This is a genomic window from Oerskovia sp. NPDC057915, from assembly GCF_042887685.1.
Taxonomy (GTDB): domain Bacteria; phylum Actinomycetota; class Actinomycetes; order Actinomycetales; family Cellulomonadaceae; genus Oerskovia.
Genome location: NZ_JBHVOS010000029.1, coordinates 44853 through 59403, shown reverse-complemented (window position 1 = coordinate 59403; position 14551 = coordinate 44853). Strand labels below are relative to the sequence as shown.

Annotated in this window: 12 protein-coding genes; 2 read left to right on the top strand and 10 right to left on the bottom strand. The window is 73.2% G+C overall.

Features of this window, described 5'->3' with window-relative positions; translation table 11 throughout:
* From ACFVQ3_RS17180 to ACFVQ3_RS17145, 8 genes are all read right to left on the bottom strand, one after another.
* Window positions 1-272: ubiquitin-like domain-containing protein (locus ACFVQ3_RS17180; RefSeq protein WP_387641602.1), on the bottom strand; the 272-nt coding region annotated here is incomplete at its 3' end.
* 463 nt (window positions 273-735) lie between these two features.
* Complete coding sequence (locus ACFVQ3_RS17175) at window positions 736-1923, bottom strand: ubiquitin-like domain-containing protein (RefSeq protein WP_387641599.1); 1188 nt, start codon at window positions 1921-1923, stop codon at window positions 736-738.
* Between the two features lie 144 nt (window positions 1924-2067).
* A complete protein-coding gene (locus ACFVQ3_RS17170) occupies window positions 2068-2997 on the bottom strand; it encodes a TatD family hydrolase (protein ID WP_387641596.1) in 930 nt (309 codons plus the stop codon).
* A gap of 2 nt (window positions 2998-2999) precedes the next feature.
* Window positions 3000-4637 carry a methionine--tRNA ligase gene (gene metG, locus ACFVQ3_RS17165; RefSeq protein ID WP_387641593.1) on the bottom strand — a complete coding sequence of 546 codons (1638 nt, stop codon included), beginning with the start codon at window positions 4635-4637 and terminating at the stop codon, window positions 3000-3002.
* Window positions 4638-4756: 119 nt separating this feature from the next.
* Window positions 4757-6001, bottom strand: coding sequence for a PQQ-dependent sugar dehydrogenase (locus tag ACFVQ3_RS17160; protein ID WP_387641590.1), 1245 nt, complete (start codon window positions 5999-6001; stop codon window positions 4757-4759).
* Window positions 6002-6140: 139 nt separating this feature from the next.
* Complete coding sequence (locus tag ACFVQ3_RS17155) at window positions 6141-7337, bottom strand: aminotransferase class I/II-fold pyridoxal phosphate-dependent enzyme (RefSeq protein ID WP_387641587.1); 1197 nt, start codon at window positions 7335-7337, stop codon at window positions 6141-6143.
* A gap of 64 nt (window positions 7338-7401) precedes the next feature.
* On the bottom strand, window positions 7402-8577 hold the full coding sequence (locus ACFVQ3_RS17150; protein ID WP_387641585.1) for a thioredoxin domain-containing protein: 1176 nt from the start codon (window positions 8575-8577) through the stop codon (window positions 7402-7404).
* Window positions 8578-8804: 227 nt separating this feature from the next.
* Window positions 8805-9329 (bottom strand): hypothetical protein, encoded by a 525-nt coding sequence (locus tag ACFVQ3_RS17145; protein WP_387641583.1) that lies wholly within the window; start codon window positions 9327-9329, stop codon window positions 8805-8807.
* Between the two features lie 196 nt (window positions 9330-9525).
* Between ACFVQ3_RS17145 and ACFVQ3_RS17140 the strand changes: the two genes are divergently transcribed.
* The gene (locus ACFVQ3_RS17140) at window positions 9526-10131 is read left to right on the top strand and encodes an isochorismatase family protein (RefSeq protein ID WP_387641580.1); all 606 of its coding nucleotides are present in this window, start codon (window positions 9526-9528) and stop codon (window positions 10129-10131) included.
* 52 nt (window positions 10132-10183) lie between these two features.
* On the opposite strand, the gene rsmI is transcribed toward ACFVQ3_RS17140, so the two are convergent.
* A complete protein-coding gene (gene rsmI, locus ACFVQ3_RS17135; protein WP_387641577.1) occupies window positions 10184-11239 on the bottom strand; it encodes a 16S rRNA (cytidine(1402)-2'-O)-methyltransferase in 1056 nt (351 codons plus the stop codon).
* 25 nt (window positions 11240-11264) lie between these two features.
* Between rsmI and ACFVQ3_RS17130 the strand changes: the two genes are divergently transcribed.
* A complete protein-coding gene (locus ACFVQ3_RS17130) occupies window positions 11265-12953 on the top strand; it encodes a phospholipid carrier-dependent glycosyltransferase (protein WP_387641574.1) in 1689 nt (562 codons plus the stop codon).
* Window positions 12954-13067: 114 nt separating this feature from the next.
* On the opposite strand, the gene ACFVQ3_RS17125 is transcribed toward ACFVQ3_RS17130, so the two are convergent.
* On the bottom strand, window positions 13068-14531 hold the full coding sequence (locus tag ACFVQ3_RS17125) for a family 20 glycosylhydrolase (protein ID WP_387641571.1): 1464 nt from the start codon (window positions 14529-14531) through the stop codon (window positions 13068-13070).
* Window positions 14532-14551 lie beyond the last annotated feature (20 nt).

The following is a 14551-nucleotide window of genomic DNA, read 5'->3' as shown; positions in this document are numbered from 1 at the left end:
TCGGCCAGGAGACCCTCGACCGAACCGGCGAACGTGCTCACCGTGGTGATCTCACCGTCGACATCGAGCTCGACGGTCTTCTTCGCGGAACCGTAAGCGACCGCACCGGTCGCCACGAGCGCAACAGCAGTCGCACCGGCGATCAAGGGCCAACGGCGACGCCGCACAGCAGGAGAAGTGGCGGAGGCCTCAGCCTCGACACCATCAGAAGTCGAAGAAACGGGGGCAGTGGCGCTGGCCGCGTGCGCGGTCCGGTTCAGGGGGTTCTTCACTCGAGTCCAGTCGTCGAGCCTCCCGGGCACGGAGTTCGGGCGGCGCGGTGCGCCACCGGCGGTCCCGGCGCTCGAAGGAGCGTCGGCGCGGGTCACCCGAGGGCGTCCCACCGCTGGTTCCGAAACGACCGATCCGGCTGTCGTTTTCCGCCGACGGCCCGATGCTCAGGACCACAGCAGGACGCGCACCCTCCGGTCCTGGGCACCCGGCGATGAGCGGGTGACGCACCCGGCGATGAGCGGGTGAGCGCAGGACGGGCAGCAGCGCGCGACAGTTGACCGTAACCGATCCGTTATCCGCTGCCAACCGTGCGACACGCTCCCCGATGCGGTTCTGTCCGCTTTCCTCCGCGTTTGTCACGGGCGTGATACGCGCTCCAGGGGTGAAACCTTCACAGGTCCCGGAGAGCGAGGACACATCGCCGACCCGGTCACCGGGTCCCGGACGCGGGCGACGGAGGGCTCAGTACCAGCCCTTGGCCTGCGAGTGGCTCCACGCCCCGCACGGTGTGCCGTAGCGACCCTCGATGTACCCCAGACCCCAGGTGATCTGGGTCGCCGGGTTGGTCCGCCAGTCGGCTCCCGCGCTGGCCATCTTGGAACCGGGAAGGGCCTGCGGAATGCCGTAGGCACCGCTCGAGCGGTTCTCCGCGGTCGCGTTCCACTTGCTCTCCTTCATCCACAGCAGGTCGAGGCACGCGAACTGATCGTCCCCCCACCCTCGCTGGGCCGCGAGAGACTTGGCGATCGCCTTAGAGGATCCTGGGTCGACCTTGATCGTCGACGGGTCGAGCGTGCCGACCACGACGACCTCGGTGCGCGGCTCGCGGGTGACCGTCCGTTCGAGCACCGTCCTCGAGACCTCGGCCCCGCCGACCGTCTGGATCTCGTACGTCGTGACCGCCTCGCCGACCTTGCCGGACGTCCTGACGTTGCGCTGCCCCTGCGGGAGATAGGGGTCCTTGACCTCTTCCGTGGCGAAGGGCAGCGACTCCGTGACCGTCGCCGCCCCCTGCGCCGCCCGGGTGACGAGGACGAGCATGCCGTCGACCGCCGCCGCCCCGAGCGGGACCGACACCGCGTCCCCCTCCGACAGCACGATCCCCGCGTGGTCGAGGACCTCCTGGACCGAGGCCTCCGCCGTGGTGGCGGAGACGATCCCGCCGTCGACCGCGACATGGACGGTCTTGAGCGTCGAGACGCGGATCTGCTCTCGTCCGATCGACTGGGAGCGCGAGGCCGACGTCTTGGCCCCCTCGGCGCGCGGGCCGAGGGCGCTGATCAGCTCGCCCACCGTGCTCGCGGTCGTCACGAAGGTCTGCGGCTCGCCGTCGAGCTCCAGCGAGACCTCGCGGCTCGTCCGCACGACGATCGTGCCTCCGTCGCTCGCGGCGGCCGTGATCGCCGGCTCGACGAGGTCGCCGTCCTTGACCGCCACGTCCTGGAACGCCAGCAGCTCGCCGACCGTGGAACCGTAGGCGCTCACGGTGCGGACCTCACCGTCGAGGTCGATCGTCACGGACTTCTGGGCGAGGGCGAAGACGCCGGTCGCACCGACCACGGTCGCAAGGATCGCCGCCTGCGCGACGAGTCGCCGCCTGCCCGTCAAGGAGTCCCTGAGAGCGCCCGCGCGACCGACCACGTGAACCATCCGTTCTTCTCGCGTCCCTGCCCGCGATGCACCGGGCATCACGGACATGCAGACCGTAATGGATACGTGACCTCGGGGGGAAGTCCGTCCGGCGCGTCGCGGGCGGCGCACCGGCCGTGCGTCGCCTCCCGCGCCGGCCCCGGCTCACCAGGGGCCGTAGACCTGCTCCGCGGTGTCGCTGAGCTGCGTGCAGACGTCGACGAGCGGCGTACCCGTCACCTCGGCGACCTTGCGCACCGTGTGCGGCAGGAGGTACGGGGCGTTGGGACGTCCGCGATAGGGGTGCGGCGTCAGGTAGGGCGCGTCGGTCTCGACCAGCACCTGGCCCAGGGGCACGGCGGCCAGGGCGGCACGCAGCTCGTCGTTCGCGCCGAACGTCACGGGGCCCGCGAACGACAGGTACCAGCCGCGCGCCGCGCACAGCCGGGCCATCTCGACGTCGCCCGAGAAGCAGTGGAAGACCGTCCGTTCCGGGGCGCCGTCGGCGAGGAGCACCTCGATGACCTCGGCGTGCGCGTCCCGGTCGTGGATCTGGAGCGGGAGCCCGAGCTCCTTCGCGAGCGCGACGTGCGCCCGGAACGACTCGCGCTGGACCGCAGCTCCCTGCGGACCCGTGCGGAACAGGTCCATGCCCGTCTCGCCGATCGCGCGGATGCGGTCGTTGCCGCGCGCGAGCGTGGCGATCTCCGCGATCGCGTCGTCGAGCCCGACGGCGTGGCGCGCCTCGGGCGTCGGCGTCAGACCGTCGGGCCCCACCTCCGTGACGCCTGCGTGCAGGGTCGCCTCGTTCGGGTGGATCGCGATCGCGCCGAGGAGGGCCCGGTGCTCGCGCACCAGGACGTCCGTCAGCCGGGCCGAGGGCAGGTCGCAGCCGACCTGCACCATCCGGTCCACACCGACCCGGGCCGCGTCCTCGACGTGCTGCTCGACCGTCGGGACGGGGACCGGTCGCCCCTCCTCGTCGACGTCGGGCAGGACGCCCGCGATCGACTCGAGGTGCGTGTGGTCGTCGACCACGGGCAGCGGCAGCGCCTCGGGGGCCGGCGGCCACCCGCGCTCGCGCCTGCGCGCCACGGTCAGGCTCCCTCGACGACCGGGTCCTCGAGGCGCGGGAACAGCGACGCGCCCTTGGTGACCGTGGTCCCGGCGGGCAGCGCACCGAAGCGAGCGGCGCCGTCGACCGGCTGGACCGCGAGCGCGCCGAGCGGAGCCTCGGCGCCGAGCGTCTCCCAGAGCGCCTGGGCGGCCTTCGGGGTGATCGGGTGGAGCAGGACGGCGAGCGAGCGCAGCGCCTCGGCGGCCGTGACGAGGATCGTGGCGAGACGGCCCTCCTCGGCGGCTCCGCCGTCGGGCAGCTTCTCGTCGTCGAGCTTCGCGACCTTCCACGGCTCCTGTTCCGTGAGGTACAGGTTCGTGGCGTCGACGAGCGTCCACACCGCATTGATGGCCTCGTGGATCGCGAGCGCGTCGATCGCCTTCTCGGCGGCCGCGACCGCCTGCGCGGCGACCTGCTCGAGCGCCTCCTCGGCCGGGCCCGCGGGGCCCGCCTGCGGGAGGACGCCGCCGTAGTACTTGCCGACCATGGCCGCGACGCGCGAGGCCAGGTTGCCGAACCCGTTCGCGAGCTCCGCGTTGTAGCGGGCCGAGAGGTCCTCCCACGAGAACGACCCGTCCTGGCCGAACGCGATGGCACGCATGAAGTAGTAGCGGAACGCGTCGGACCCGAAGTGGTCGATGATCTGGCTCGGCGCGATGCCCGTGAGCTTCGACTTGCTCATCTTCTCGCCGCCGACCAGGAGCCAGCCGTGCGCGAAGACGGTCTTGGGCAGCGGCAGCCCAGCAGCCATGAGCATCGCGGGCCAGATCACCGCGTGGAAGCGCAGGATGTCCTTGCCGACGAGGTGCACGCTCGCGGGCCACGTCGCCGCGAACTTCGCCTGCTGCTCGGGGTCGTCGCTGTCCAGCCCGACGGCGGTCGCGTAGTTGAGCAGCGCGTCGAACCACACGTAGAGCACGTGCGTGGTGTCCCACGGGATCGGGATGCCCCAGTCGAACGTGTTGCGCGAGATCGACAGGTCCTGCAGCCCGCCCTTGACGAACGCGAGCACCTCGTTGCGGGCGCTGGCCGGCTGGACGAACTCGGGGTGCGCCTCGTAGAGCGCGAGCAGGCGGTCCTGGTAGGCGCTCATCTTGAAGAAGTAGTTCTGCTCCGAGAGCATCTCGACGGGCTTGCCGTGGATGGGGCAGAGCTTCTGGCCCTCGTGCTCGCCCGTGCCGTCGACCAGGTCGCCCGGGAGCTTGTACTCCTCGCAGCCCACGCAGTACGGGCCCTCGTACGAGCCTGCGTAGATCTCGCCCTTGTTGTACAGGTCCTGGATGAACGCCTGTACACGCTCGGTGTGGCGGGGCTGGGTCGTGCGGATGAAGTCGTCGTTGAGCGCGTCGAGCGTGTGCAGGACGGGCTTCCAGGAGCTCTCGACCAGGCGGTCCGCCCACTCCTGGGGGGTCACGCCGTTCGACTCGGCCGTGCGCATGACCTTCTGACCGTGCTCGTCCGTCCCCGTCAGGAACCAGACCGGCTCCTGGCGCTGGCGGTGCCAGCGGGTGACGACGTCGGCCGCGACCGTCGTGTACGCGTGCCCGATGTGCGGGGCGTCGTTCACGTAGTAGATCGGGGTCGTGAGATAGAAGGTCTCCGGGGCTGCGTCAGGCATGGTCCTCATCGTAGTTGGCCCGGACCTGGCGCCGCACCGCTGTCCGAGGACGACGCCGACGGTGACGCCCGAGCTCGCCGAGGGTGCCGTCCCCACCCGCCGACGGCGAAGCGCACCGCTCAGCCCGTCGCGAGGTCGACCCGCAGCAGGTGGTCGTCGCCCGCGGACGGGCTCCCGCGACCGTCCGTCTCGTTCGTCAGGACGAGCAGCGCCCACGGCCGGTCCGGGTCCGCGGCCCCGGAGGGGAACGGCACCACGGCACGCAGCCGCCCCCACTCCCCCGTGAGCAACGCCTGCGGCTCGCCGAACGCCGCGGGCGAGCCTCCGCCGTCGGGCGACTGGTCCGGGGCCCACGCGAACGGGATGCGCCACAGCCGCTCGCCCCGCAGCCCCGCGACGTACACCCCGTCGCGCAGGACCGCGAGGCCGCTCGGGCTCGCGTCCGAGGTGGGCCAGGTCGCGACGGGGTCGACGAAGGGCGTGCCGTCGGAGGCGGTGGCGTCACCGAGCGTTCCTTCGCGCTCGGGCCACCCGTAGTTCCCGCCCGGGACGATCACGTTGACCTCGTCGAGGGTGTTCTGCCCGAACTCGCTCGCGAACATCCGCCCCGTCGCGTCCCAGCCGAGGCCTTGGACGTTGCGGTGGCCCAGGCTCCACACGCGAGAGCCTCCCGGGTTGCCCGGCGCCGCCTGGCCGTCGAGCGTGACCCGCAGGATCTTGCCCGCGAGCGAGTCCGGGTCCTGCGCGGCCCCCGACTCGGTCGCGTCACCCGTCGCGACGTACAGGAAGCCGTCCGGCCCGAACGCGACCTGGCCGCCGTCGTGGTTGCTCGCCTTCGGGATGCCGTCCACGACCGTCGTCAGGTCACCCAGGACGGCCGTACCGGGGTCGAGGGTGCCGCGCAGCACCTCGTTGCCGGCCGCGCCGGTCCGGTAGACCACGACCGTCCCGTCGGTCGCGAAGGTCGGCGAGACCGCGACGCCCAGCAGCCCGCCCTCGCCCCCGTGGTCGGTCCCCGACGCCAGCTCGTCGGCCCCTGGGCCCGTGACGGAGATCGCGGTCCCGGCGCCCGGGTCCAGGACGCTCACAGTCCCCTCGTCGCGCGACGTGCTGAGCACCCGCAGGTCCGGGAGCGCCGCGAGGCCCCAGGGCGAGGGCAGGTCGTCGATCAGCGAGGTCGCGGTCGCGGAGACCGACGGGACCACGCCGAGCGCCGCGGTACCAGGGGTCGACGGCGAGCCGCCGGTCGCCGGGGACGTCGTGGCCGCGGTCGGCCCGGGCTCCTCGACGCTCCCGTCCGAACAGGCGGTGACGGCCGCGAGGGTGGTCGCGACGAGCACGGCGGTGATTCGTCTCGCGCGCATCGTCACCTCCCGGGCCCCTCGACCTCGTCGTCGCAGCCATCGTCGCAGTCGTCGGGCTCGGCCGCCCGGGGACGCCCCCTCCCACCCGACGGCGGAGCGCACCCGTCCGCGCGGGTGCGCTCCGTCGTCGGGCGTGGCGCTACTGCAGCCGCGTCAGGCCCTTCTTGAGGTTGCGGATCGCCTGCCCCGTACGCTGCTCGTTCTCGATGAGCGCGAACCGCACGAACCCGTCCCCGCCCGGACCGAAGCCCACGCCCGGCGAGACCGCGACGTCGCACTCCTCGATGACGTGCGTCGCGAACTCGATCGACCCCATCTCGCGGTACGGCTCGGGGATGCGCGCCCACGCGAACATGGTGCCCTTGGGCCGGTGGATGTCCCACCCGATGCGGTCGAGCCCGTCGCACAGCGTGTTGCGACGCGACTCGTAGACTGCCGAGACCTCGGTCGGGAAGTCGAGCGCCTCGTTGAGCGTCACGGTCGCCGCGATCTGGATGGGTTGGAACGTGCCGTAGTCGAGGTACGACTTGAGCTTCGCGAGCGCCCCCACGACGTCCGGCCTCCCGACGAGGAACGCCACGCGCCAGCCGGCCATCGAGTACGACTTGGTCATCGAGTAGAGCTCGACCGCGACCTCCTTGGCGCCGTCGCACTCCATGATCGACGGCGGGCGCCAGCCGTCGAACGTCATGTCGGCGTACGCGAGGTCGTGCACCAGGACGACGTCGCGCTCGCGCGCCCAGTCGACCAGGCGCTGCAGGTCCTCCTTGGTCGCGATCGTCGTCGTGGGGTTGTGCGGGAACGAGAGCACGACGACCCGGGCCTTGGGCCACCCGTACTCCCACGACTCCATCACGCGGTCGATGTACCCCGAGGCGTCCGTGCCGTCACCGATCGCGACCTGACGGGCGTCCGCCCCCGCGAAGTAGGGCCCCCAGATGTGGATGGGGTAGCTGGGCGTCGGCACGATCGCGGCGTCGCCGGGCTGCAGCAGCACCCACATGAGGTGGCTGAACCCCTCCTTGGCGCCGATCGTCGAGATGATCTCGGTGTCCGGGTCGAGCGTCACGCCGAACCTGCGCTGGTACATGTCCGCCGCCGCCTGCCGCAGCTTGGGGATGCCGCGCGACGCCGAGTAGCGGTGGTTGCGCGTGTTGTGGACCGCCTCCGCGAGCTTGTCGACCGCGACCTGCGGGCTCGGCAGGTCGGGGTTGCCGAAGCCCAGGTCGATCACGTCGCGCCCTGCACGGCGTGCCTCGAGCTTGAGCGAGTCGATGATCGTGAAGACGTACGGGGGCAGGCCGGGGATCCGGCGGAACTCCATCTCGCGTGGCATGCAGTGCAGGGTACGCCTGCCCCGCGCAGCGGCGCCGCCCGGTCCGCAGGGTCGGACGACCTGCTCAGACGGGCTCGCCCTCGACCGCCCGCGGGAGCGCCTGCGGGTCGGTCCAGTCCCCGTCCCACCGCTCGCCGTCGATCACGACGGTCGGCGTGCCGAAGCCCCGCGGGCCCTCCAGGGCCGGGTCGCCCGTCGCGGCGCCGGTCGCCGCGGCGACCCAGCCCGCGAACCGGGACGCACCCCCGTCCGCGATCTCGGCGACGACGTCGCCGGGCGCTCCCGCCGCGCGGGCGACGTCCGCGATCTGCTCGTCGCTCAGCCCGGCGGTCCCCTCCTGCGGCTGTCCCGCGAGCAGTCCGGCGTGGAAGTCCTGGAACGCGTCGGGGGCCCGGTCGGCCACGAGGGCTGCCGCGGCGGCCGCGCGCGTCGAGTACTGCGACCCCTGGGAGTACCGGTCGAGGATCGCGACGGGGTGGACGACCACGCGGACGCTCCCCGCCTCCCGCAGGGCCGCGAGCCCCGGGCCGTTGATCTCCTCGAAGTGCCCGCAGACGGGGCACATGTAGTCGACGTAGACCTCGATCGTCACCGGGGCCGCCGGGTCGCCCGCCCCGGCGAGGAGGCCGTGGTCGGGCGTGGCGTTCGCGGGCGCGTCCGCCGCGGAGCCCTCCTCGGGCGCCGGCGACGTGCCGGGCGAGGCGCCCTGCCCCTGCTCGGTCGGGGCCGCGGGTGCGGCCGACGGGGTCCCGCCGGTCGCGGCCAGGAACACGACGAGCGCCACGAGGAGCACCAGGACCAGGCCGGCGAGCACCGCGAGCAGGGTCACGCGGGCCCGCCGCGGGGCGGAGGGCTGCGGACCGTGGGCTGCGGCGACCTGCGGCCCGACGGCGTAGGCCACCCCGCCCGGGTACGTCCCGGCGGGACGTGGTGCGGTCGGGTACGCCGCGCCGACGTGGGGCGCGTACGGCTGCCTGGCATCCGCCGGACCCGCGACGGTGCGTGGCGGGTAGGGCGAGGCGAACCGGGGCGGGTCGGCCCTCTCCTGCCCACGAGCCGCGAGGGCCGCGTCGACCGCCGGGTCGCCCCAGGCCGCGAGCCAGGAGAGCAGGTCGGGGTAGGCGCCAGGGTGCACGGCGACGTGCGGGCGCAGGTCGGGGTGCTCGGCCGCGACCTGGGCGAGCACGGCGGGCGGGGCGGCCGGGTCCTGGACGGCGCGAAGGGCCTCGTCATGACGCATGTGTTCGTCGGTCCTCGGTGTCTCGTGGGAGGCGGGCCTCCCGGGCGGCAGGGCCACCCGGGCTGCGGGGGCGAGCGGCGCCGTCCGGCAGGGCTGGTCCCGGGCCGACTCCTCTCGCGCCGTCAGGGTACGCGGTCGGTGCACGCCGCCGCCGTCGCCCGCAGGGGCGGCCCGAGCGCCGTCGACCGTCTGGCCCCGAGGTCCGCGGGGGCGGCACCGCCCCCAGCTCAGGCCCCCGGCGCCCACCCGAGGTTGCGGGCCATCTGCTCGAGCGTCGCGATCGTCCGGTCGTACTGCTCACGGGTGATGCCTTCGGCGAGCCTCTCGCGCGTGATCGAGACGGCGTCGAGCAGGTCGTGGTAGGCGTGCTGCCCCGCGACCGTCACCTCCCAGCCCGTTCCTCCCTGCGCGATCCAGCCTCGGGTCTGCAGGTCGGAGATCTCGGCGCTGACGCCGGCCGCCTGCCCCGCGGCGCCGGCTCCGCCCACGGCCGCGAACGGCGAGAGGACGCTGTCGACGGTCGTGGCGTCCGAGACGCCGTCGCGGATCATGTTGAGGACCTGCCAGTGGCGTCGGGTGAGGCCGGTGCGCAGGAAGACGTCGTCGAGGCTCTGGTCGATCAGCCGGTCGACGAGCTTGAGCCAGTACCCGACCGGCCGCTCCCCCGGCGCGGCTCCCACGGGCGGAGCCTGCGCCGGCCGGTCGGCGTGCTCGGTCGGGCTCGGGCGGTCGGTCGCGCCTGTGGTGCTCATCCTCGGGCTCCTTCGCTCGGCCGCCCGACGAGGTCCGCCGGCGGATCTCGACCCAGCCTACGAACGACGGGCGCGCCGCGCGCCACCAACGCCTGCCGTCGACGCCGACGCCGATCCCGCACCCCTGCACCCGGCGCCGAGCACCCGGACGCCCCCGGGCGTTCCCCGCCCCGCCGGGCGGTGGCAGAGTGGTGGCATGACCAGCACCGACACCCCGGCCACGGGCCGTGCCCTGATCGTCGTCGACGTCCAGCCCACGTTCTGCGAGGGCGGTGAGCTCGCGGTCGAGGGCGGCGACGCGGTCGCCCAGGCCATCGCGGTCTTCGCCGCCGAGCACCGCGCGGGCTACGACCTCGTGGTGACGACCCAGGACTGGCACGTCGACCCGGGGCGACACTTCGCGACGGCCCCCGAGGTTCCCGACTTCGTGGACACGTGGCCCCCGCACGGCCTCGCGGGCACGCCCAACGCGGAGCTGCACCCGGCCCTCGCGGACCTCGCGCCCGACGTGAGCGTCAAGAAGGGCGAGTACCAGGCGGCGTACTCGGGCTTCGAGGGGGTCGACGGCGAGGGCCGCCCCCTCGCGCAGATCCTCCGTGAGGCCGGGGTCTCCTCGGCCGACGTCGTCGGGATCGCGGAGTCGCACTGCGTGCGCGCGACGGCGCTCGACGCGCACGCGCTGGGGCTCGCGACCCGGGTCCTGACGGACCTCACGGTCCCCGTCTCTGCCGAGCTCGGCGAGGCGGCCCGGGTCGAGCTCGCTGCGGCCGGCGTCGCGCTGGTGCGCTCGGCCGACGCGTAGGACCACCTGCCAGGGCGAGCGTGGCCTCGGGCTCACGCTCGCCCTGGCACGCCTACCTGCGCGCCGCGAGCGCCGCCGCGTACAGGTCGCGCTTGGGCACTCCCGCGGCGGTCGCGACCTCGGCGACCGCCTCCTTGAGACGTTCGCCGGCACCGACCCGTGCGAGGACCTCACCCACGAGCTCCTCGACGGACGCGGTCTCCCGCGCGGGGGCCCCGGCCACGACGACGCAGATCTCGCCACGGAGCTGCCGGTCGGCGGCCTCGGCCGCGAGCTCGCCGAGCGTGCCGCGCAGCACCTCCTCGTACGTCTTGGTCAGCTCGCGGCACACCGCCGCGGGCCGGTCGGCACCGAAGCCCTCGGCCATCGCGGCGAGCGTGTCGTCGATCCGGTGCGGGGCCTCGAAGAACACCATGGTCCGCGGTTCGCGCGCGAGCGCCTCGAACGTGCGGGCACGCTCGCCGGGCTTGCGGGGCGGGAAGCCCTCGAAGCAGAAGCGGTCGGTCGGCAGGCCGGACAGTGCGAGCGCGGTCAGCACCGCGCTCGGGCCGGGGGCAGAGGTGATGGGCAGGTCGCGCTCGACGGCCCGCGTCACGACCCGGTAGCCGGGGTCCGAGACGGACGGCATGCCGGCGTCGGTCACGATCACGACCGTGCCGCCGCCCTCGACGACGTCGAGCAGCTCGTCGGCGCGCTCGACCTCGTTGTGCTCGTGATAGCTCACGACGCGCCCGCCGATCGCCACGCCCATGCGCGCGGCGAGGGCGTGCAGGCGGCGCGTGTCCTCGGCCGCGACGACCGCGGACTCCGCCAGGAGGCGTCGCAGGCGCGGGCTCGCGTCCTCGACGTTGCCGATGGGCGTCGCAGCCAGGACGAGGTGCCCGTCGTCCTTGGCGGCGCGCCCGGTGGGCAGCGCCTCGTCCGAGGTCTCGTCGTCCAGGGCGTCGAGCTCCTCCTGCCCGACGGCGTCGCTCGCCCCGAGCGCCTCGCCCCCGGCCTGCTCGCCCACCTCCGCAGGGTGCCCTGCGGCCCGGACCGGTGCGGCGCCGTCGGGCAGCGGGACGGGCGACTCGAAGGTGGGCGCGGGCGCGGGGCGGGCGTTGCTCATACCCCCTAGCGTTCCACGTCCTACGATGGCCGACGTGCCCCAGCCTTCCTCGGACCCGACGCCGGCCGTCCCCGCTCCCGCGACCGACGACCCGTTCCCGGCTCCCCGGGCCGGCACCGACGAGACGCCGGACCCGGCCCTGCCCGCTCGCGACCGTCTGCTGCTGACGCTGCTCGGCGCGCGCCGCCTCGCGCTCGGGGCCACGTCGAAGGACCGGCTGTGGGGCTGGCTCGGCCCCGGGCTCGTCGCGCTGCTCGCCGCGGTGCTGCGGCTGTGGGACCTGGGGCGCCCCGGCACCCTCGTCTTCGACGAGACGTACTACGTCAAGCAGGCGTACACGCTGCTGCGCGTCGGGTTCGAGGCGAAGTGGCCCGACGAGCCCAACCCGGCCTTCGAGGCAGGGAACGTCGACACGTTCCTGAACGTGCCCGACTACGTGGTGCACCCTCCCCTGGGCAAGTGGATGATCGCTGGCGGCATGCAGCTCTTCGGGGGCGCCGAGAACCCGTGGTCGTGGCGCATCTCGACGGCGGTGATCGGCGTGCTCGCCGTGTTCCTCCTGGCCCGGATCGCACGCCGCCTGTTCGCATCGACCGCGATGGGCGTCCTCGCGGGCGGGTTGCTCGCGATCGACGGCATGGCGATCGTGCACTCGCGCACCGGGCTGCTCGACAACTTCCTCATGTTCTGGGTGCTCCTCGCGTTCGGCTTCCTGCTGCTGGACCGCGAGCAGGCGAGGCGGCGGCTCGCCGACAAGGTGGGGGCGCTCCTCGAGTCGGGCCAGGAGATCGGCCGGTACGGGCCGTGGCTCGGGTGGCGGTGGTGGCGCTTCGCGGCGGCCGTGTCGCTCGGCCTCGCGTGCGGGGTCAAGTGGTCGGGCCTGTACTTCCTCGCGGTGTTCGCGCTGCTGTCGGTGCTGTGGGACGCGAGCGCGCGCCGCGCCGTCGGGATCAAGCGGTGGTGGGAGGACGCGCTCCTGCTCGACGCCGTCCCGGCCGCGCTGATCATGCTGCCCACCGCGGCGCTCACCTACCTGGCCACGTGGTTCTCCTGGTTCCGCTCCCCCAGCGCGTACATGCGGGACTGGGCCGCGGAGCATCCCGGCGAGGGCGTGCAGTGGCTCCCCGAGGCGCTGCGGTCGCTGTGGGAGTACCACCTGAAGATGTGGGACTTCCACACCGGTCTCAGCGCCGAGCACGCGTACGCCTCCAAGCCCATCGGCTGGCTCGTCCAGTGGCGCCCGACGTCGTTCTACTACCGCGACGGTTCCGACGGCGTGACGGGCTGCGGCTACGACGAGTGCGCGCGCGTCATCACCTCGCTCGGCAACCCGGTCCTGTGGTGGTCGGCCACCCTCGCGGTCGTCGCGACGGTCGTGCTCCTGGTGTGGCGCAAGGACTGGCGGGCGACTGCCGTCCTCAGCGGCCTCGTCGCCGGCTGGCTCCCGTGGTTCGCGTACCCGGACCGCACGATCTTCACGTTCTACGCGATCGTGTTCACCCCGTGGGTGGTCCTCGCGCTCGTCTACGTCGTGACGGTCCTGCTCGAGAGGACCGAGCGGCGGCCCTCGGCCAGGGGCTGGGTGATCTGGGGAGTGACGGCGCTCATGACCGTGATCGTGGTGATGAGCATCTTCTTCTACCCGATCTGGACCGCCATGAACGTCCCCGAGTGGTTCTGGCGGTTGCACATGTGGTTGCCGAGCTGGATCTAGCCGGGCCGTCGGCCCCGGTACCGAGCATGCGGTGGGCATGGCTCGAGCACGCGGTGGGCGTCCGGGTCCTGAGGATCCTGGACGCCCACCACGTGCTCGGCACGGAGCAGGCTGCTAGGACCAGTCGACCTGCGGGGTCTCGTGGAACGGGAGGCCTTCGCGGCGCCACGTCGCGGCCTCGCTCACGACGCGGCGACGGTAGTCCTCCCAGTCCTTGCGCTCGGGGGCGGTCCAGGCGACCTCTGCGGTGGCGGACAGCCGCGGCAGCAGCATGCCGAACAGCTCCTCCTGGGTCGACAGGGTCTCGGTCCAGATCGCGGCCTCGATGCCCTCGACCTGGTCGGCCGGCAGCCCGGGGATGATCTCGGCCGGGTCCCAGTCGTACGCCGTACGCAGCTCGATGAGGCCTGCCCAGTCCTGCCCCAGGGGGTACTCGGCGGTGTACTTCATGTCGAGGTACGCATGGTTGCCGGGAGACATGATGAAGCGCGACCCCCGCTCGGCCGCGGCCAGGAAGGGCGCGACGTCGGTGCGCGTGTCCCAGTACTGGACCAGGGTCTCGGGCCGGGTGTCGGCCTGCGCGGCCTCCTGCCAGGCGATGACCTTCTTGCCCGTGCCCAGCACGATCTCCTCGAGCAGCGCGATGAACTTCGCGTACTCCTCGTCCCCGAGCGTCAGCGCCTCGTCGCCACCGACGTGGACGTAGTCGCCGTCGGTGATCGCGGCGATGTCGGCGAGGACGTCCCGCAGGAAGGGCTCGGTCGCGGGCAGGTCGTACGTGAGCTGAGAGAACCCGACCTCGATGCCCTCGTACTTCGCGGTGCGCTGCCCGTCGGCGCGCAGCTCGCCGTAGACCGCGGTCGCGGCGTTGGTGTGCCCCGGCAGGTCGATCTCGGGGACGACGGTCACGAAGCGGTCCGCGGCGTAGTCCTGCAGGCGGCGGAAGTCCGCGAGGCTCAGGTGCCCCCCGGCCTTGCCGCTCGTCGAGGTGTCGGACGAGAGCTTCGCGAGCTCGGGGCGCGACGGCGTCTCGATGCGCCAGCCCTGGTCGTCCGTGAGGTGCAGGTGCAGGACGTTGAGCTTGTACGACGCGAGGACGTCGATCACGAGCTCGAGCTGCTCGAGCGGGAAGAAGTTGCGGGCCACGTCGAACGAGAGGCCGCGCCACGCGTAGCGGGGGGCGTCGTGCACGACGACGGCGCTCACCTCCGCGCCCCGCTCACCCTCGGTGACGAGCTGGCGAAGGGTCTGCACGGCGTCGAACAGCCCGACCGGCTGGGCTGCCGTCAGCACGGCCCCCTCGCCGGACACCTCGAGCGTGTGGCGCTCGGGGCTCGTCGACCCCACGGGACCCGCGTCCTCGGCGAGACGCAGCTCGACCGTGGGGGCGCCGTCGGGCCGGGAGCCCGCGACCGTCACCTGCGTGCCCGCCGCACGCGACAGGAGCTCGGCGGCGTACGCGGCGACGTGCTGCTCGGCGGCGGAGGGACCGGCGACGACGACAGCCCCTTCGAGCCGGAGCGCATCGCCCCCCGCCGGGGAGTCGACCTGCAGGGGCTGGGGAATGATGGCGACCATCGGGGACCTCGTCGTCGTGG

Excerpts from the sequence above, each read along its gene's own strand:
- ACFVQ3_RS17175 (WP_387641599.1), bottom strand. The coding sequence starts at position 1,923 with ATGGTTCACGTGGTCGGTCGCGCGGGCGCTCTCAGGGACTCCTTGACG.
- metG (WP_387641593.1), bottom strand. The coding sequence starts at position 4,637 with ATGCCTGACGCAGCCCCGGAGACCTTCTATCTCACGACCCCGATCTAC.
- ACFVQ3_RS17160 (WP_387641590.1), bottom strand. The coding sequence starts at position 6,001 with ATGCGCGCGAGACGAATCACCGCCGTGCTCGTCGCGACCACCCTCGCG.
- ACFVQ3_RS17155 (WP_387641587.1), bottom strand. The coding sequence starts at position 7,337 with ATGCCACGCGAGATGGAGTTCCGCCGGATCCCCGGCCTGCCCCCGTAC.
- ACFVQ3_RS17150 (WP_387641585.1), bottom strand. The coding sequence starts at position 8,577 with ATGCGTCATGACGAGGCCCTTCGCGCCGTCCAGGACCCGGCCGCCCCG.
- ACFVQ3_RS17145 (WP_387641583.1), bottom strand. The coding sequence starts at position 9,329 with ATGAGCACCACAGGCGCGACCGACCGCCCGAGCCCGACCGAGCACGCC.
- ACFVQ3_RS17140 (WP_387641580.1), top strand. The coding sequence starts at position 9,526 with ATGACCAGCACCGACACCCCGGCCACGGGCCGTGCCCTGATCGTCGTC.
- rsmI (WP_387641577.1), bottom strand. The coding sequence starts at position 11,239 with ATGAGCAACGCCCGCCCCGCGCCCGCGCCCACCTTCGAGTCGCCCGTC.
- ACFVQ3_RS17130 (WP_387641574.1), top strand. The coding sequence starts at position 11,265 with ATGGCCGACGTGCCCCAGCCTTCCTCGGACCCGACGCCGGCCGTCCCC.
- ACFVQ3_RS17125 (WP_387641571.1), bottom strand. The coding sequence starts at position 14,531 with ATGGTCGCCATCATTCCCCAGCCCCTGCAGGTCGACTCCCCGGCGGGG.